The organism is Pseudomonas sp. 5.2, from assembly GCF_059025405.1.
This window is the reverse complement of sequence record NZ_JBYBHH010000023.1, coordinates 1-16417: the sequence shown is the minus strand read 5'-3', so window position 1 is coordinate 16417 and position 16417 is coordinate 1. Positions and strand designations below refer to the sequence as shown.

Genomic DNA, 16417 nt, shown 5'->3' with positions numbered 1-16417 from the left:
CGAAGAGGCCGGTGCAGGCACCCTTGATGTCAGGTGCTTGCCCCGGCCTCTTCGCAGCACAAGGCTGCTCCTACAAAGGGGCTGAGCTGCGCCCCTGATGTTGGACACCCGTCCATTATCTGGGGCGCAGTGCAGGCCAGGTGCGCTTAAAGCACGCCGAAGACCTTCTTGGCCAGGCTCGTAGCAGCCTCGGCCGGGTTCTGGCGAATGCTTTGTTCTTGCTTGCCGATCATCTCGAACAGGCCATCCAGCGCCTTTTCGGTCACGTAGTTCTCGATGCTGGCGCTCTTGGCGTCGACCACGCCCAATGCCACCGCTTGCCCGGCAAAGTTGTTGTACTGCTGGGCCAGGCCCACCTTGTCGGTGGCTTGCTTGACGATCGGCAGGAACTTGGCGCGGATCTGTTCGCGGCTGCTCTTGTTCAGGTACTGGGTGGCCGAATCGTCGCCACCGCTGAGGATGCCCTTGGCATCGGTCACGCTCATGTTCTTGACAGCATCGACCAGGATCGCCTGGGCCTGTGGCACGGCAGCCTCGGCGGCCTTGTTCATGCTGGTTTCCAGGGCGTCGACCTGGTCACCCTTGCCGAACATTTTCATGGCTTTGGCGGCCTTGCCGAGGTTGCCCGGCAGTTCGATGCGCACGTCCGGGTTGTTATTGAAACCGCCCGGGGTGCTCAGTTGCTTGACGGCAATCTGCGCGCCTTGGGTCAGCGCGTCTTTCAGGCCACCGGTGGCGTCCTTCTGGGACAGGTCGCCCAGCGACAGGGCCAGGGCACTGGCAGACAGCAGCAAGCCGGCGCACAGGGTGGTGAAGCGCAGGGAGGAGCGAATCATGAAGCTTTCCTTCTGAACAGAAATGTACGGGTGTCAGCGAACCTGATCGACCTTGATGCGCACGGGCTGGGTGTCGCTGCCGTCGAGTTTCACGCCGTGGTGTTCGGTGTTGATGAACAGCAGCTTGCCGTCGAGCTCGATACGCGCGCTGATCGTATAGCGGTGGCCGGGCTTGACCTGGGCCGGGTCATAGGTGAGGTGGAACGGCAGCGGCACGCTGCCTTTAACCGGGCCGGCCTGGCTGGCCAGGGTTACTGCGGGTGCGTCCATCAGCGACACGTCCTGCAAGCTGACGCTGAGGGTGGCGGTTGGGGGCAGGGCGATGCGCTGCAGGTAGAAGACTTCGCCGTCCAGGCTGGCCTGGGTCGATGGGGTGTGGCTGGAGCAGGCTGCAAGCAGGGATGCGCAACACAGCATAAAGAGCTTTTTCATGGAATCTCCGTAGTCCTTGGCGCTGGCTTTTGGCCAACCCCAGGGACTTTAGCGGATTTGCGCGTCAGATGAAGCCTCAGAGGGCCGAAGTTTCCAGGGAGTCGTCACGGTGCAAGGCCACCTGGCGGATCGACAAGCGTAACTCCGCCGACAACACGCGCTTGGCGACCGCTTCGGCCACCTCGGCGAGCTTGTCGTGGTAGCCCAGCTTGCCTTGCGCGTCTGCTTGCAGCACGCCTTGCTCAATCAACGTCTGGATGAAGTGGCGGAACAGGGTCTTGTCGAAGAATTCCGGGGCGTTGAGGCCATGCAGAATCGACAGGCGCTGGGCCATCATCACGCAGAGGTCTTCCAGCGCTTCTGCGCTCAAGGTGTGCTGGCCGCTGTTGAGCAACAGCGAAGTGGCCATGTAGAAGCGCTGCAAGGTCTGGGTGATATTGCGGGCCAGCAACGTCAGCAGTACGAACGGCCGAGAGCTCGGTGCCGGGCGCAGGTAGGCATCGTTTTCCTGGCGCAACAGCCCTTGTTCGACCAGTGCTGCCAGCCACTGGTCGATCACCTCGTCCAGCTGCTCCGGCGCCCAGCGCAGGAACAGTTCGGTTTGCAGGTACGGGTACAGCGCCCGGACATACTGGCCAAGCAGTTCGCGGCTCATGCGTGAGCTGCTGAGGAAGAAGCTGGCCAGCAGGGCCGGCAGGGCGAAGATGTGCAGGACGTTGTTGCGGTAATAGGTCATCAACACCGCATCGGCTTCATCCAGGTACAAGATGCGGCCCAAGGCGTCCTTCTGCTCGGACAGCAGCTTCATACCCTTCACATGCTCGATCAAGGCCAGGCCATCTCCCTCCGGCAAGGTGGTGTGGGGCGAATACGGCACCTTGCGCAACAGCGACAGATACAGGTCCAGTACGCGGCTCAGAGCACGTTCGTCGAGGGCGTGGCGGCTGGTGGACAGCAGCGCCAAGGCCACCAGGTTGACCGGGTTGATCGCCGCGGCCTCGTTGAGGTGGCGCGCCACGGTATCGCCCAGGCGTGAAGTGGCCTGGTTGAGCCAGGCCGGGCGGAACTGTGGGCCGTGGTCCTGTTCACGCCAGCCGGGTTGCTGCTCGTCGAGGAAGCCCGCCAGGCGGATCGGCTCGCCGAAGTTGACGTAGACCTGGCCAAAGCGCTGCTTCAGGGCACTGAAGACCTTGAAGATGTCGAAGATCGACTCCTTCTTCTTGCTCGCGCCGCGCAGTTCGCCCAGGTAGGTGCGGCCTTCGAGCACGCGCTCATAGCCGATGTACACCGGCACGAAGACGATGGGTGTGCGCGACGAGCGCAGGAAGCTGCGCAGGGTGATTGCCAGCATGCCGGTACGCGGTTGCAGCATCCGCCCGGTGCGCGAACGGCCGCCTTCGACGAAGTACTCCACCGGGAACCCTTTGCTGAACAACGTGTGCAGGTACTCGTTGAACACGGCGGTATAGAGCGGGTTGCCTTTGAAGGTGCGGCGCATGAAGAACGCCCCGCCACGGCGCAGCAGGCTACCGACGACCGGCATGTTGAGGTTGATGCCGGCCGCCACGTGCGGCGGGGTGAGGCCGTTGCGGAACAACAGGTACGACAGCAGCAGGTAGTCGATGTGGCTGCGGTGGCAGGGCACGTAGATCACTTCGTGGCCCGGGGCGATGCCTTGCACCTGCTCGATGTGGTTGACCTTGATGCCGTCGTAGATCTTGTTCCAGAACCAGCTGAGCACCACTTCAAGGAAGCGGATCGCGGTGTAGGTGTAGTCCGAGGCGATCTCGTTGCCATAGCGCAGCGCCTGGGCTTCGGCCTTGGCCAGGGGGATGCCCTCGCGCTCGGCTTCGTCGCTGATGGCCTGGCGTACCTGGGGCGCATGCACCAGGCCCTTGACCAGGTTGCGTCGGTGCGAGATGTCCGGGCCGATCACGGCTGTCTTGAGGTTACGGAAGTGCACGCGCATCAGGCGCTGGGCCATGCGCACGGTGCGCTCGTGGCCCTTGTTGTGCTGCACCAGTTCACGCAGGTGGATCGGTGCAGAGAACTGCACACGCGTCTTGCGCCCCAGGATCAGCACGGTCAGCAGCCGGCGCAGGCGCCCGGTAACCGCCCAGCTGTCGGCGAACAGCAACTTCCAGGGGCTGGACTCACTGGCGGGGCTTTGGCCCCAGAACACACTCACCGGAATGATCTGCGCGTCTTCCTCGGCGTGCTGGGTCACGGCCGCGACCAGGCGTTCGAGGGTGGGCGGGGCGCCGCTTTTGTCCTGGCGGCCCAGCCAGTCGGGGTCGGGCGTCAGGTAAAAGAACGCGGCCGGCTCGTGCAGGGTGCCCACGGCCACCGGCAGCACCGGGCGTGGCAGCCCTGCCTTGGTGCACTCGCGGTCGAGTACTGCCAGGTCGGTCAGCGAGGGCGACGGCAGGGCATAGAACACCGGGCGGCTGCGGTCGAGCTTGAGCGTCAGCGACGACTGGTTGATGGTCTCGGAGCGCACCCACAGGTACAACAGGCGACGCAGGGCGCCGAAGATCAGGCGGCGCAGGGGGGAACGGGTCATGAGGAGTGGGCCCTGGGAGTGATTTTCAGGTGAGTATCCAGCCAATTAGTCTGCCGTATGTGCGTAAGTTCAGCAAAAACCGGCAAAAATCCGGACCGTCATCAATTTTTTTTAATCTGTGTCATATACTCGGCCTGCCACTTGCAGGATATTTCGGCAAGCGGCGTCGGCACGCGGTGATGACTGCGGGCCTACAAGGCGATCTTCACAATAAAAATCCGGAGTAGTTCAGATGTCGTCTCGTGAGACTGGGAATGTAAAGTGGTTCAACGATGCCAAGGGCTATGGCTTCATTCAGCGCGAAGGTGGTGCGGATGTGTTCGTCCATTATCGGGCGATCCGCGGTGAGGGGCATCGTACCCTGGTCGAAGGGCAACAGGTCGAGTACGCCTGCGTGCAGGGCCAGAAAGGCCTGCAAGCCGAGGACGTAGTAGGGCTCTGAGCCTCATGTGGTAAGCCTCAAGCTGCAAGTCCGTGTCACTTGCAGCCTGATGCGATCAGTTTCCAGCGTGTTCAGCTGGTGCGCCAGGTGATTTCCTCTTCACCGTCGGCGCTGATGCGGATCCAGCGATCGGCATCTTCTTCACCGTCTTCCTCGACCCAGCCACCCGGTGCACAGCGTACTTCGACGCCGAGCGCGGCATGCGCGGCGCGTGCACAGGCGACGTCATCAGCCCACGGCGTCTGGTCGCTTTCCAGGTAAAGGCTGTTCCATTTCCCTACAGCCTTGGGTAACCAAGTGACTGGAATGTTACCGGCCTTGCATTTGAAGGTCTGGCCTTTTTGCTGCCATTCGCTGCACGGGCCGACGGCCTCGGCGAGCCAGGCGGCAATCTGCTTGTGGTCGACGTCGGCGTCCTTCAGGTAAATCTCGATATCAGGTTGGCGCATAAGGGCTCCGGGTGTGCTCAGTCTTGGCGCACGAAATAGTCATAACGCATGGAAACCGTGACCTCGAACGGCTCGGCCTGGTCGATCACCAGTGCCCGTTTTTCGGCGCTGGCGCGCCAGCCGTGCGGGGTCATGGCCAGCAGGTCGGCACGTGCCTTGGGCGCAGCCAGGCTCAGGCGGAACTCAAGGGTTTCGCTGTGCGCATGGGCCATGCCGTCCGGCACCAGGGCCAGGTGCTTGTCGTCGGCGTACGGGCGCACTTCATCGTAGAGCACTTCACGCAGCTCCATCAGGTGGCCGCTGGTCGGGCCGACCCGCATCAGGCCACCGCCAGGGCTGAGCAGGCGCTTGGCTTCGGCCCAGTCCAGCGGGCTGAACACGCTGGCGATGAACTGGCAGCTGGCGTCGGCCAGGGGCACGCGGGCCATGCTGGCGACCATCCAGGTGACCGACGGATCACGCCGGCAGGCGCGCTTGACCGCTTCGCGAGAAATGTCCAGGGCGTAGCCGTCGGCATCGGGCAGGGCTTGGGCCAGCTGCGCGGTGTAATAGCCTTCACCGCAGCCGATGTCCAGCCACGCACCAGGCTGGCGCTCGGCAGCGAGCTCGGCCAGGCGACCGGCCACCGGGGCGTAGTGCCCGGCGTCGAGGAAGTCGCGACGGGCTTCGACCATGGCTTGGTTGTCACCCGGGTCGCGGCTGTTCTTGTGCTGCACCGGCAGCAGGTTCAGGTAACCCTGGCGGGCGCGGTCGAAGCGGTGGCCGGCAGGGCACACCACGCCATTGTCGAGCCGCGACAGGGCTGCCTGGCAGAGGGGGCAGGCCAGCATCAGGCGAGCAACCGGACCAGGGTCTGGTAGTAGATCTCGGTCAGCAGGTCGAGGTCGCTGGCCAGGATGCGCTCATCGACCTGGTGAATGGTGGCGTTGACCGGGCCGAGTTCTACCACCTGGGTGCCCATGGTGGCGATGAACCGGCCATCGGAGGTACCGCCGCTGGTGGACGGGCGGGTATCCCGGTCGGTGACGGCTTTGATGCTGGCCGACACCGCATCGAGCAATTCGCCCGGCTCGGTAAGGAAAGGCAGGCCGGACAGTGCCCAGTCGACGCTCCAGTCAAGCTGATGCTTGTCGAGGATTGCCGCCACCCGCTGCTGCAGGCCTTCGACGGTCGACTCGGTAGAGAAGCGGAAGTTGAACAGCGCAGTCAGCTCGCCGGGTACCACGTTGGTGGCGCCAGTGCCGGAATTGAGGTTGGAGATCTGGAAGCTGGTTGGCGGGAAGAACGCGTTGCCTTCGTCCCAATGCTCGGCCGCCAGTTCTGCCAGGGCGGGGGCGGCGAGGTGGATCGGGTTGCGCGCCAGGTGCGGGTAGGCCACATGGCCTTGCTTGCCACGCACAGTCAGTTTGGCGCCCAGCGAGCCGCGGCGGCCATTTTTGACCACGTCGCCGAGCAGGGTGGTGCTCGAAGGCTCACCGACGATGCACCAGTCCAGGCGCTCGTTGCGTGCTTTCAGGCGCTCGACCACGGCCTTGGTGCCGTGGTGGGCAGGGCCTTCTTCGTCGCTGGTGATCAGGAAAGCGACCTTGCCACGGTGGTCGGGGTAGTCGCGCACGAAGCGCTCGCTGGCCACCACCATCGACGCCAGGCTGCCTTTCATGTCGGCGGCGCCACGGCCGCAGAGCATGCCATCGGCATCGATCAGCGCTTCGAACGGCTCGTGCTGCCACTGCTGCACCGGGCCGGTCGGCACCACGTCGGTATGGCCGGCGAAGCACAGCACCGGGCCGTCCTGGTTGCCATGGCTGGCCCAGAAGTTGTCGACGTCTTCGATGCGCATGGGTTCGAGCTGGAAGCCCACGGCGCCCAGGCGATTCATCATTTGCGCCTGGCAGTCGGCATCGACGGGGGTGACCGAGGGGCGACGGATCAGGTCGCAGGCCAGTTGAAGGGTAGGCGAGAGCTCGGCAGGGGCCGTCATGGGGAACTCCGGGGCAAGGCAAGGCGGAAAAACGAGGGGCGTTATCTTATATCAAACGAGGGTTGTCGGCACGGGGCAATGGGGCCGCTGGGCGGCCCCGGCCTGTTTCAGGTGGCTTGTGCTTCGACGTTCTTCTCGGCAGGTTTTGGCAACGACGACAGCAACGCCATCACCAATGCCGCCAGGTACGGCAACGACTGCACCAGCAGCATCGCCACCCAGAAGCGCATGTCCGAACTTGGCAGCCCTTGCACCAGATAGATGCCCAGCGCCGCGCCCCACAACAGCAGCATGATGAACAGTTCTTCGCGCGCTTCGGAGAGGGCCACCAGCACACCATGGCTGTCGGCATTTTTGGGCGTGCGGAAGAACGGCATGCTGCTAGTGAAGAACCCATACAGCACCGCCTTGGCGATGGTGTGCGACAACGCCAGCCCCGCCAGCGCGGCGGCGAAGGCATCCTTGAGGTTGACCCCGACCGCCCGGCGGTACAGGAAGATGATCTTGCCAACCTTGAAGAAGAACAGCGCCAGCGGGGGGATGGCGAAGATCATCAGCGGCGGGTCGACCCGGTGCGGCACGATGATCATCGCCGCCGACCACAGCAGTGCGCCGACGGTGAAGAAGATGTTCATGCCGTCGGCGATCCACGGCAGCCAGCCGGCCAGGAAGTGATAGCGCTGGCCGCGGGTCAGCTCGCTGCCCTTGCCGCGCAGCAGGGCGCCGGCATGGTGCTTGATGATCTGGATGGCGCCGTAGGCCCAGCGGAAGCGCTGCTTCTTGAAGTCGATGAAGGTGTCGGGCATCAGGCCCTTGCCGTAGCTGTTGTGGGCGTAGGCGGCCGACAGGCCTTTTTCGAACACCCGCAGGCCCAGCTCGGCGTCCTCGCAGATGCACCATTCGGCCCAGCCCAGCTCTTCCAGGACTGAACGGCGGGTCATGGTCATGGTGCCGTGCTGGATGATCGCGTCACGGTCGTTGCGGGTGACCATGCCGATGTGGAAGAAGCCCTTGTACTCGCTGTAGCACAGCTTCTTGAAGGCGCTTTCGTGCTGGTCGCGGTAGTCCTGGGGCGACTGCACCACGGCGATTTTCGGGTCGGCGAAATGCGGCACCATGTGCTTGAGCCAGTTGCGGTCGACGCAGTAGTCGGAGTCGATCACTGCGATCACTTCGGCATCTTTAGCGGTGTGCGGGAGCAGGTAATTGAGCGCGCCGCCCTTGAAACCGGCCAGGGGCGCGACATGGAAGAACTTGAAGCGCTCGCCAAGCTTCTCGCAGTGGGCCTTCAGGGGTTCCCACACGGCCGGGTCCTTGGTGTTGTTGTCGATCACCAGCACTTCGTAGTCGGGGTAGTCCAGCGCGGCCAGGGCATCGAGGGTCTGTTTGACCATCTCGGGAGGCTCGTTGTAGCAGGGGACGTGCACCGACACCTTGGGCCGGTAGGCGCTGTCGGCCTGCACCGGCAGGAATTCGCGACGGCGCTTGTGTATCCATACCGCCTCGGCCAGTTCGTGGGCTTCTGTCAGCAACACGATGAACACGCCCAGCGCACCCAGCGCCAACAGCACACCCACGGTGAGGCTGAACCAGGTGCTGTATTGCTGGCTGTAGTCGTAGGCAATCCATACCAGCACCGACCCACACAGGAAGGTGATGAAGGTCAGGAAGGTGCGGCCGCGCTGGCGCAGGGCAGAGCCGTCGATGAACAGCACCATCAGGGCAATCATCGCCAGCACCACCGAGGCGACCGCCAGGGCACGCCACTGCGGGATGGCGACTACCGGGCCATCGAAGTTGAACTTCTGCTGGCGCTCGGCGTTGAACACGCCCCAGTAAGCCCCCACCGAACCTTCGTCACTGGCTTTCCAAGGCTGGTCGTAGGCCTCGATCACAAAGTAGTTGTAACCGCGGCGGTTGAGCGTGTTCACCAGGGTGCGCAGGTAGATGGCCTGGTCAGCTTGGGTGGCATCGGCACCGCCGCGCATGCGGCCATTGCTCGGCCAGCCGACTTCCGATAGCAGCAGCGGCTTGCGCGGGAACTGCTGCTTGAGGTCGCGGGCGCGGTCGAGCACGAACTCCACCGAGTCCTGCATCGGCACGAATTCCCAGTAAGGCAGGATGTGCGCGGCGATCAGGTCGACGTGCTTGGCCAGCTCCGGGTGTTCTTTCCAGATGTGCCACTGCTCACTGGTGGTGACCGGCACCTTGACGGCGGCGCGTACCCGGTCCAGGTACTGGATCAGTGCCTCGGGCGTGACTTCTTCGCGGAACAGCGCCTCGTTGCCGACCACCACCCGCACCACGCTGCGCGAGGTGTTGGCCAGTTCGATGGCGGTGGCGATTTCGCGCTCGTTGCGCTCAAGGTCCGGGCTGATCCAGATACCCAAGGTCACCCGCAGGCCGAATTCCTCGGCCAGGCGCGGGATATCTGCCTGGGTGCCCTCTACGGTATAGATGCGGATGCTGTCGGTCAGCTTGCTCATCTGCTCCAGGTCTTGGCGCATCTCGTCGTCGCTGGGGTACTGGCCCTTTTGCGGGCTCTCGCCGAGGCGGAAGGGCGAGTACGAGAAACCAGAGATCTGCTCCGGCCAGGCAGGCGCGGAGACGGGGCGGTTGATCAGCGCCCAGAACCCGGTGAACAGCGCCGCGATGGCCAGGACCACGACCAGGTTGAGGCCGAATTTGCGTGATGACATTGTCGTCCAAGTCTGTCGAATTGAGTGAATATTAAAGCAGGATTGGCCGGCACTTTCCTAACCATGGAGGCCAACGGCGCCATTGGCATATAATGCGCGCCGTTTTTAGCGGTATGCGCTTCGGGGTAGCAAGATGAGCACAGAAGATCCACGCTTTGCCGGCGTCGCCCGGTTGTATGGCGATGATGGCCTGCAACGGTTGAAACAGGCCCATGTGGCGATCGTCGGTATCGGCGGGGTCGGCTCGTGGGCGGCCGAGGCGTTGGCGCGCAGTGGCGTGGGCGAGATTACCCTGTTCGACCTCGACGATGTCTGTGTCAGCAATACCAACCGTCAGGCCCATGCCCTCGAAGGGCAAGTGGGGCGGCCCAAGGTCGAGGTCATGGCCGAGCGCCTACGGGCGATCAACCCGGCTTGCACGGTGCACGCGGTAGCTGACTTCGTCACCCGCGAGACCATGGCCGAGTACATCACCGAAGGCCTCGACTTCGTTATCGACTGCATCGACAGCGTCATGGCCAAGGCCGCGCTGATTGCCTGGTGCAAGCGGCGCAAGATCGGCGTTGTGACCACCGGTGGCGCGGGGGGGCAGATCGACCCAACGCAAATCCAGGTCGGTGACCTCAACAAGACCTTCAACGACCCGCTGGCTTCGCGGGTACGGTCCACCTTGCGCCGCGACTACAACTTCTCGCGCAATGTCAGCCGTAACTACGCCGTGCCGTGTGTGTTTTCCAGCGAGCAGCTGCGCTACCCCAAGGGTGATGGCAGCGTTTGCCTGCAGAAGAGTTTTGTCGGTGAAGGCGTGCGCCTGGACTGCTCGGGTGGTTTTGGCGCGGTGATGATGGTGACCGCGACCTTTGGCATGGTCGCGGCCAGCAAGGCCGTGGAAAAACTGGTGGCGGGTGCCAGGCGGCCGTCAGAGCGGGTCAAACCCGAGTAACCCTGTTCCTATTCGCGGGCAAGCCCGCTCCCACAGGGGCTGTGCGCTACTCAGGGGCTGTGCAGTTCCTGTAGGAGCGGGCTTGCCCGCGAAGAAGTCCCACTGTTCAGTGGCTGGAGGTGATTTCTGCCATCCGCAGCAACACTGCATGCAGGCCATTGCTGCGCGAGGGGGACAGTTGCCGCTCCAGGCCTAACTGGCTGAACCAGCCCGGTAAATCCACGTTGGCCAGCTCGCTGCTGGCCAGGCCCTGCACCCGCACCAGCAGCAAGGCCAGCAACCCGCGCAACAACCGTGCATCGCTGCTGGCCTTGAATCGCCACTGGCCATCCCGCTGTTCAGCCACCAGCCACACCAGGCTTTCACAGCCATGCACACGGTTGTGCTCGCATTTGTCGGCCTCACTCAGCGGCTCAAGACGATCACCCCACTGCATCAGCAGCCGCGCACGTTGCTCCCAGCCGCGGGCCTGCTCGAACTGTTCCTGCGCCTCGCGGGCAGCTGTCGATAAACTCATCGCAACATCTCCAGCCCTTGATCCAGCGCCTCGAAAAAGCGCTGCAGGTCATCGCTGTCGTTATACAGCCCCAGCGACACCCGAATCGCCCCCTCAAGCCCCAGCCCTTTGAGCAGCGGCATGGCGCAATGATGGCCGGCACGCACGGCGATGCCTTGCTCGGTCAGCAGATGGGCGATGTCGGCATTGTGCACCCCTTCGATCACGAAGCTGGCCAAGGCCGTCTGTGGCGAGCCGAGCACGCGGATGCCATCGCGGTCGGCCAGCCCGCGCAGCAAGTGCTGGTGCAAGCTGGCCTCATGCCGTTCGACCGCCTGAGCATCGAGGCTGGCCAGGTAATCGAGCGTGGCGCCCAGGCCGATGACACCCGCGATCGGTGGGGTACCGGCTTCGAAGCCCAGCGGGGCGGGGCGGAAGCTGGCGCTCTGGTACTCGGCCAGTTGCACCATTTCACCGCCAAATTGCCAGTGGCGCAGCAGCGCCAGCGCCTGGCTGCGACCGTACAGCACGCCAACCCCTTCCGGCCCATACAGCTTGTGGCTGGAAAAGACATAGAAGTCGCACGCCAACTGCTGCACATCATGGCGGCCATGCACCACGCCCTGGGCCCCGTCGACCACAGTCAATGCGCCTTGGGCCCGGGCATGGGCCAGCAAGGCCGACAGCGGCTGCCAGGTGCCCAGCACGTTGGACAGCTGGCTGACCGCCAGTACCCGGGTGCGTGGCCCGATCAGTTGCAGGGCCTGATCGAGGTCGATGCAGCCGTGAATGTCGAGCGGCAAGATGACCAGGCGAAGGTTGCGCCGCCGGGCCAGCTGTTGCCAGGGCAGCAGGTTGGCATGGTGTTCCAGGGCACTGACGGCGATTTCGTCACCGGCTTCGAAGCGGTGCTCCAGGCCATAGGCCAGCAGGTTGAGGGCCGAGGTGGCGCCATGGGTGAAAACGATCTGCCGCGAATCGGCGGCATTGAGCCAGGCGGCAACCTTGTCGCGGCTGGTTTCGAACGCCTGGGTCGCCAGCGCGCCGGGCAGGTGTTGGGCACGGTGCACGTTCGCCGCGCCATGGCCATAGTAATGGCTCAGGGCATCGATCAGGGCTTGCGGTTTCTGGCTGGTGGCGGCGCTGTCCAGGTAAGTCTGGTGCTGCCGTTGCAGGGCGGCGATGGCGGGGAAATCGGCACGCCAGGGGGAGGGCTGGAACATGGTCGCGGGGCCTGGAATGAAAAACGGGTCTGGCATTACGCCAGACCCGATCTTATCACTTCAAACCGAGGAAGGTTCTCAGTTGTGGGCGTGCAGCGCCTCGTTCAGCTCGATGGCCGACTTGTGGGTCTTGCATTCCACCGCGCCGTTCAGCGAGTTGCGACGGAACAGCAGGTCGGTCTGGCCGGCCAGGTCGCGGGCCTTGACCACTTTGACCAGTTCGTTGTTCTCGTCAAGCAGGTTCACCTTGGTGCCAGCGGTAATGTACAAGCCAGCTTCAACGGTGTTGCGGTCGCCCAGCGGGATGCCGATACCGGCGTTGGCGCCGATCAGGCAGCCTTCGCCGACCTTGATGACGATGTTGCCGCCACCGGACAGGGTGCCCATGGTCGAGCAGCCGCCGCCCAGGTCCGAACCCTTGCCGACGAAGACGCCCGCCGAAACGCGGCCTTCGATCATGCCTGGGCCTTCGGTGCCCGCGTTAAAGTTGACGAAGCCTTCGTGCATGATGGTGGTGCCTTCGCCGATGTAGGCGCCCAGGCGCACACGGGCGGTGTCGGCGATACGCACGCCGGCCGGGACCACGTAATCGGTCATTTTCGGGAACTTGTCCACCGAGAACACTTCCAGCAGCTCGCCCTTCAGGCGTGCTTCCAGTTGCAGTTCGGCCAGCTCGCCCAGGTCGACGGCGCCTTGGTTGGTCCAGGCGACGTTTGGCAGCAGCGGGAAGATGCCGGCCAGGCTCACGCCGTGCGGCTTGACCAGGCGGTGCGACAGCAGGTGCAGCTTGAGGTAGGCCTCTGGGGTCGAGGTCAGCGCGGCGTCTTCGGCCAGCAGGGTGGCGACCAACGGCTTGTGGCTTTCGGCCAGGCGGGTCAGCAGGGCAGCTTGGGCGGCATCGACGCCTTTCACGGCTTCAGCCAGCTGCGCCGCTTGCGCGTTGCTGAACGCAATGGCCTGGTTGCCGCCTTCGTAGCCGAGGATCGGGGTAACGGCAGCGATCAGCTCGGCGCTTGGGTTGACCAGTGGTTGTGCGTAGAAGACTTCAAGCCAGGTGCCCTGGCGGTTCTGGGAGCCGACACCGAAGGCCAGGCTGAACAGGGTATTGGACATGGGATTACCTCGTGCGAAATAGGGTGGAAGCGCAGGCGGGCTCAGGCCAGCGCTGCGGCATACGAATCAGGTTTGAAACCAACCAGGGTGCGCTCGCCCAGATCGAGCACCGGGCGCTTGATCATCGAAGGTTGGGCAAGCATCAGCTCGACGGCCTTGGCCTGGTCGATATCAGCCTTGCTGGCGTCGTCGAGCTTGCGGAAGGTGGTGCCGGCACGGTTGAGGATGACTTCCCAGCCGTGCTCGTCGCACCAGCGGTTCAGGCTGTCACGGTCGATGCCTTGGGTTTTGTAGTCATGGAATTCGTAGGCGATGGCTTTGTCTTCGAGCCAGGTACGCGCCTTTTTCATGGTGTCACAGGCTTTGATGCCGTAGAGCGTGTAAGTCATTGTGTACATTGGGGCAAAGGTTCCCCAATTTCTCCATTTTTCGAAAGTCAGTCGCGGGATTATGCTGGATCGATCCGCGCGGCGCCACGCCTGTGGCGCCCGACTTTATTGATCGAGATATGTCTCAAGCGACCAAGCGCTGCACGGATCCGATGATCTCATCACCATGTTGCTGTTCGGCTGTGCGCAAATCGAAGGCGATTTGCAGGTTGAGCCAGAACTCCGGTGTGGTGTCCAGGCAGATGGCCAGGCGCAGTGCCATGTCGGCGGAAATGCCGCCACGCTCGCGCAGGATGTTGTTGACCGTTGGCGTCGCAACACCCAATGCCCGCGCCAGAGCAGCGGCACTGAACCCCATTTCTTTCTGGAAGTCCTCGCGCAGAACTTCACCAGGATGTATTGGACGCATGCCATTCTTGAGCATGATGCACCTCAGTGGTAATCGACAATTTCAACGTTTGCCGGACCGTTTTCCGTCCAGATAAAGCACACGCGCCACTGATCATTGACTCGTATGCTGTGTTGGCCGGCGCGATTACCGCTCAACTGTTCCAGGCGATTGCCCGGAGGAGAGCGAAGGTCGCGCAGTTCTGTGGCAGCATCAAGCATGGCCAATTTGCGCTCTGCGACAGATTTGATATCTGACCAACGCCGTGTCTTTCCAGTCGTGAAGAGTGCTTCCGTGTCAGCACAGCTGAAGGCTTGAATCATGGGCCTGAACGCTTAACGTTATTCGTTAAGATTGATTATACGTCGACATAGCGTCATTTCAAGCCTGGAGAGTGAACACGCAGCGTTAATGGCGCGTGGTGGGTAGCATCGTGTTACATATTCCCGCCGCACCTGCGACTATCGTGCAGCGGCCCCGCATTGCCATACGCCGCTAACATATTGTTTCAATGGCGATGTTTCGCCTCGCTACGGTTATTGATTGATAAAGGAAGCTTTCACGGATGCAGTCAGCCTATACCGTCCTCATTTTGCTCACGCTGGTCAGCGTGTCGAAGCTGGTCGGCCGGATGATTCCGCTGCCCCTGCCATTGGTGCAGATTGCCGCTGGCGCGCTGCTGGCCTGGCCCACCCTGGGGCTGCACGTGGCCCTGGACCCCGAGCTGTTCCTCTTCCTGTTCCTGCCGCCGCTGTTGTTCGCCGATGGCTGGCGCATTCCCAAGCGCGAGTTGTGGCGCATTCGCGGGCCGGTGGTGGCGCTGGCCGTGGGGTTGGTGCTGTTTACGGTGGTCGGCGCCGGTTACTTCATTCACTGGCTGTTGCCGAGCATCCCGCTGCCGGTCGCCTTTGCCCTGGCCGCGGTACTTTCGCCTACCGATGCCGTGGCCGTTTCGGCCATTGCACAGGACCGTCTGCCAACCCCGCTGATGCATATGTTGCAGGGTGAGGCGCTGATGAACGATGCCTCGGGCCTGGTGACGTTCAAGTTCGCCTTGGCCGCAGCGATCACGGGGGTGTTCTCGTTGGCCGATGCAAGCTTCAGCTTCGTCCTGGTCGCCCTTGGCGGCCTGGCGGTCGGTGTTGCCCTGAGCTGGCTGATCGGCCGTCTGCGCGCCTGGATGATCGCCCGCGGCTGGGACGACCCCGCCACGCACGTGGTGTTCATGCTGTTGCTGCCCTTTGCGGCGTATGTATTGGCCGAGCGCCTGGGGGTATCCGGTATTCTGTCGGCGGTGGCGGCCGGCATGATGCAGAGCTGGCTCGACCTGCTGCCCCGCCAGACCAGTACCCGCTTGCTCAACCGCAGTGTGTGGTCGTTGCTGGAGTTTGCCTTCAATGGCCTGATCTTCCTGCTGCTTGGCCTGCAATTGCCGGACATCATCAAGGCCGTCGTGAGCCACGAGGCCACCGTGTGGCCGACCTTGGCCTGGCGCTGCCTGGATGTGCTGGCGATCTTCGCAGCGTTGATCCTGCTGCGGTTTATCTGGGTGCAGAGCATCTGGCGGGCCATTGGTGTGGTACGTCGCTGGCGGGGCAAGCCGGCGCTGGTGCTGATGCCTACGGCGCGTTCCTGCTGGCTGCTGACCCTAGGGGGCGTACGTGGCGCCGTGACCCTGGCGGGCGTGATGTCGGTGCCGCTGTTGATCAGTGCGGGCCAGGCGTTCCCCGAGCGTGATTTGCTCATCTTCATCGCCGCAGGGGTCATTCTGCTGTCGTTGATCAGTGCCTGCATTGCCTTGCCGATCCTGCTGCGTGGCGTCACCCAAAGCCCGGACGAGCGGCTGCATCAAGAAGTGCTGGAAGCTTGGCGACGCACGGCCGAGGCCGCGATTCATGCCCTGGAGGCGGAAGAGGTGATCGATGCCAACGCGCCGCAGGATGCCGCGCAGGCGACACTGGCGACCGAGCTCAAGGCACGGTTGATGGCCGAGTACCGGGACGAGCTGGACAGTTACAATGACACGGCGGAGGCACGGGCCATGGCTGAGCAGATGGACCTGCTTGAGCGGCGTTTGCGCTTGCGTGCGCTGCGGGCGCAGCGGCTGGAGTTGTACAACCTGCATCGCCAGCACCTGGTGGGCGATGAGGTGGTGCGGCAGGTGCTGGGTGAGCTGGATATGAGCGAGGCGAACCTGGGCGCTGTCCGGTAGGTCGCAGGGGCTGCTCTGCAGCCCATTCGCGGGGCAAGCCCGCTCCCACAGGGTCCTCACAAGGTCTGAGCCTGCGCAGTTACCTGTAGGAGCGGGCTTGCCCGCGAAGAGGCCGGAACAAGCACCACAAGACAGTTGCCCCCACCCGAACTGTGTAGCCTCCAAGTCTAGCGCCGCATCTGTGGGAGTGACTGTCTTGCGCAATTTCTAAAAATTGACGCATTACGTGGGAGCGGGCTTGCCCCGCGAAC

16 protein-coding genes are annotated in these 16417 nt (G+C 63.4%); 3 read left to right on the top strand and 13 right to left on the bottom strand.

Going from position 1 to position 16417, the window contains the following annotated elements:
• Window positions 1–146: 146 nt before the first annotated feature.
• The 3 genes from AC5PZ0_RS26085 to plsB form a co-directional block, all read right to left on the bottom strand.
• On the bottom strand, window positions 147–836 hold the full coding sequence (locus AC5PZ0_RS26085) for a DUF4197 domain-containing protein (protein WP_027595773.1): 690 nt from the start codon (window positions 834–836) through the stop codon (window positions 147–149).
• Between the two features lie 33 nt (window positions 837–869).
• Window positions 870–1268, bottom strand: a complete 399-nt coding sequence (locus tag AC5PZ0_RS26080; protein ID WP_493856030.1) for a YbaY family lipoprotein — start codon at window positions 1266–1268, stop codon at window positions 870–872.
• Between the two features lie 76 nt (window positions 1269–1344).
• Window positions 1345–3831, bottom strand: a complete 2487-nt coding sequence (plsB, locus tag AC5PZ0_RS26075; RefSeq protein ID WP_493856029.1) for a glycerol-3-phosphate 1-O-acyltransferase PlsB — start codon at window positions 3829–3831, stop codon at window positions 1345–1347.
• A 232-nt stretch (window positions 3832–4063) separates the two neighbouring features.
• Between plsB and AC5PZ0_RS26070 the strand changes: the two genes are divergently transcribed.
• The gene (locus AC5PZ0_RS26070; protein ID WP_027595776.1) at window positions 4064–4273 is read left to right on the top strand and encodes a cold-shock protein; all 210 of its coding nucleotides are present in this window, start codon (window positions 4064–4066) and stop codon (window positions 4271–4273) included.
• Window positions 4274–4344: 71 nt separating this feature from the next.
• Here the strand turns inward: AC5PZ0_RS26070 and AC5PZ0_RS26065 are convergent, their stop codons facing one another.
• The 4 genes from AC5PZ0_RS26065 to AC5PZ0_RS26050 all read right to left on the bottom strand — a co-directional run bounded on the left by AC5PZ0_RS26065 (window position 4345) and on the right by AC5PZ0_RS26050 (window position 9402).
• The gene (locus AC5PZ0_RS26065; RefSeq protein WP_027595777.1) at window positions 4345–4722 is read right to left on the bottom strand and encodes a hypothetical protein; all 378 of its coding nucleotides are present in this window, start codon (window positions 4720–4722) and stop codon (window positions 4345–4347) included.
• 17 nt (window positions 4723–4739) lie between these two features.
• Window positions 4740–5552 carry a putative RNA methyltransferase gene (locus AC5PZ0_RS26060; RefSeq protein ID WP_085272741.1) on the bottom strand — a complete coding sequence of 271 codons (813 nt, stop codon included), beginning with the start codon at window positions 5550–5552 and terminating at the stop codon, window positions 4740–4742.
• Window positions 5552–6703: a succinyl-diaminopimelate desuccinylase gene (gene dapE, locus AC5PZ0_RS26055; RefSeq protein WP_027595779.1), complete on the bottom strand. Its 1152-nt coding sequence runs from the start codon at window positions 6701–6703 to the stop codon at window positions 5552–5554. Before dapE ends, AC5PZ0_RS26060 begins: the two co-directional genes overlap by 1 nt.
• Window positions 6704–6810: 107 nt before the next feature.
• Window positions 6811–9402 carry a glycosyltransferase gene (locus tag AC5PZ0_RS26050; protein ID WP_027595780.1) on the bottom strand — a complete coding sequence of 864 codons (2592 nt, stop codon included), beginning with the start codon at window positions 9400–9402 and terminating at the stop codon, window positions 6811–6813.
• A gap of 133 nt (window positions 9403–9535) precedes the next feature.
• Between AC5PZ0_RS26050 and tcdA the strand changes: the two genes are divergently transcribed.
• Complete coding sequence (tcdA, locus tag AC5PZ0_RS26045; RefSeq protein ID WP_099428481.1) at window positions 9536–10345, top strand: tRNA cyclic N6-threonylcarbamoyladenosine(37) synthase TcdA; 810 nt, start codon at window positions 9536–9538, stop codon at window positions 10343–10345.
• Window positions 10346–10451: 106 nt separating this feature from the next.
• Here the strand turns inward: tcdA and AC5PZ0_RS26040 are convergent, their stop codons facing one another.
• From AC5PZ0_RS26040 to AC5PZ0_RS26015, 6 genes are all read right to left on the bottom strand, one after another.
• Window positions 10452–10862 carry a SufE family protein gene (locus tag AC5PZ0_RS26040; RefSeq protein WP_493856028.1) on the bottom strand — a complete coding sequence of 137 codons (411 nt, stop codon included), beginning with the start codon at window positions 10860–10862 and terminating at the stop codon, window positions 10452–10454.
• Window positions 10859–12064 carry a cysteine desulfurase gene (locus tag AC5PZ0_RS26035; protein WP_493856027.1) on the bottom strand — a complete coding sequence of 402 codons (1206 nt, stop codon included), beginning with the start codon at window positions 12062–12064 and terminating at the stop codon, window positions 10859–10861. The genes AC5PZ0_RS26040 and AC5PZ0_RS26035 overlap by 4 nt, the downstream gene beginning before the upstream one ends.
• A 78-nt stretch (window positions 12065–12142) precedes the next feature.
• The gene (gene dapD, locus AC5PZ0_RS26030) at window positions 12143–13177 is read right to left on the bottom strand and encodes a 2,3,4,5-tetrahydropyridine-2,6-dicarboxylate N-succinyltransferase (protein WP_027595784.1); all 1035 of its coding nucleotides are present in this window, start codon (window positions 13175–13177) and stop codon (window positions 12143–12145) included.
• A gap of 41 nt (window positions 13178–13218) precedes the next feature.
• Window positions 13219–13566, bottom strand: coding sequence for an ArsC family reductase (locus tag AC5PZ0_RS26025; protein WP_027595785.1), 348 nt, complete (start codon window positions 13564–13566; stop codon window positions 13219–13221).
• A 124-nt stretch (window positions 13567–13690) separates the two neighbouring features.
• Window positions 13691–13990: a type II toxin-antitoxin system antitoxin GraA gene (gene graA / locus AC5PZ0_RS26020; RefSeq protein WP_238216399.1), complete on the bottom strand. Its 300-nt coding sequence runs from the start codon at window positions 13988–13990 to the stop codon at window positions 13691–13693.
• Between the two features lie 8 nt (window positions 13991–13998).
• Window positions 13999–14277 (bottom strand): type II toxin-antitoxin system RelE/ParE family toxin, encoded by a 279-nt coding sequence (locus AC5PZ0_RS26015; RefSeq protein WP_081717529.1) that lies wholly within the window; start codon window positions 14275–14277, stop codon window positions 13999–14001.
• 242 nt (window positions 14278–14519) lie between these two features.
• Between AC5PZ0_RS26015 and AC5PZ0_RS26010 the strand changes: the two genes are divergently transcribed.
• A complete protein-coding gene (locus tag AC5PZ0_RS26010; protein WP_085272745.1) occupies window positions 14520–16166 on the top strand; it encodes a Na+/H+ antiporter in 1647 nt (548 codons plus the stop codon).
• The last annotated feature ends 251 nt before the right edge of the window (window positions 16167–16417 follow it).

Coding starts and splice junctions, on each gene's coding strand:
- dapD (WP_027595784.1), bottom strand. CDS start 13,177: ATGTCCAATACCCTGTTCAGCCTGGCCTTCGGTGTCGGCTCCCAGAAC.
- AC5PZ0_RS26060 (WP_085272741.1), bottom strand. CDS start 5,552: ATGCTGGCCTGCCCCCTCTGCCAGGCAGCCCTGTCGCGGCTCGACAAT.
- AC5PZ0_RS26065 (WP_027595777.1), bottom strand. CDS start 4,722: ATGCGCCAACCTGATATCGAGATTTACCTGAAGGACGCCGACGTCGAC.
- graA (WP_238216399.1), bottom strand. CDS start 13,990: ATGCTCAAGAATGGCATGCGTCCAATACATCCTGGTGAAGTTCTGCGC.
- AC5PZ0_RS26050 (WP_027595780.1), bottom strand. CDS start 9,402: ATGTCATCACGCAAATTCGGCCTCAACCTGGTCGTGGTCCTGGCCATC.
- AC5PZ0_RS26085 (WP_027595773.1), bottom strand. CDS start 836: ATGATTCGCTCCTCCCTGCGCTTCACCACCCTGTGCGCCGGCTTGCTG.
- plsB (WP_493856029.1), bottom strand. CDS start 3,831: ATGACCCGTTCCCCCCTGCGCCGCCTGATCTTCGGCGCCCTGCGTCGC.
- tcdA (WP_099428481.1), top strand. CDS start 9,536: ATGAGCACAGAAGATCCACGCTTTGCCGGCGTCGCCCGGTTGTATGGC.
- AC5PZ0_RS26080 (WP_493856030.1), bottom strand. CDS start 1,268: ATGAAAAAGCTCTTTATGCTGTGTTGCGCATCCCTGCTTGCAGCCTGC.
- AC5PZ0_RS26070 (WP_027595776.1), top strand. CDS start 4,064: ATGTCGTCTCGTGAGACTGGGAATGTAAAGTGGTTCAACGATGCCAAG.
- AC5PZ0_RS26035 (WP_493856027.1), bottom strand. CDS start 12,064: ATGTTCCAGCCCTCCCCCTGGCGTGCCGATTTCCCCGCCATCGCCGCC.
- AC5PZ0_RS26015 (WP_081717529.1), bottom strand. CDS start 14,277: ATGATTCAAGCCTTCAGCTGTGCTGACACGGAAGCACTCTTCACGACT.
- AC5PZ0_RS26025 (WP_027595785.1), bottom strand. CDS start 13,566: ATGACTTACACGCTCTACGGCATCAAAGCCTGTGACACCATGAAAAAG.
- dapE (WP_027595779.1), bottom strand. CDS start 6,703: ATGACGGCCCCTGCCGAGCTCTCGCCTACCCTTCAACTGGCCTGCGAC.
- AC5PZ0_RS26010 (WP_085272745.1), top strand. CDS start 14,520: ATGCAGTCAGCCTATACCGTCCTCATTTTGCTCACGCTGGTCAGCGTG.
- AC5PZ0_RS26040 (WP_493856028.1), bottom strand. CDS start 10,862: ATGAGTTTATCGACAGCTGCCCGCGAGGCGCAGGAACAGTTCGAGCAG.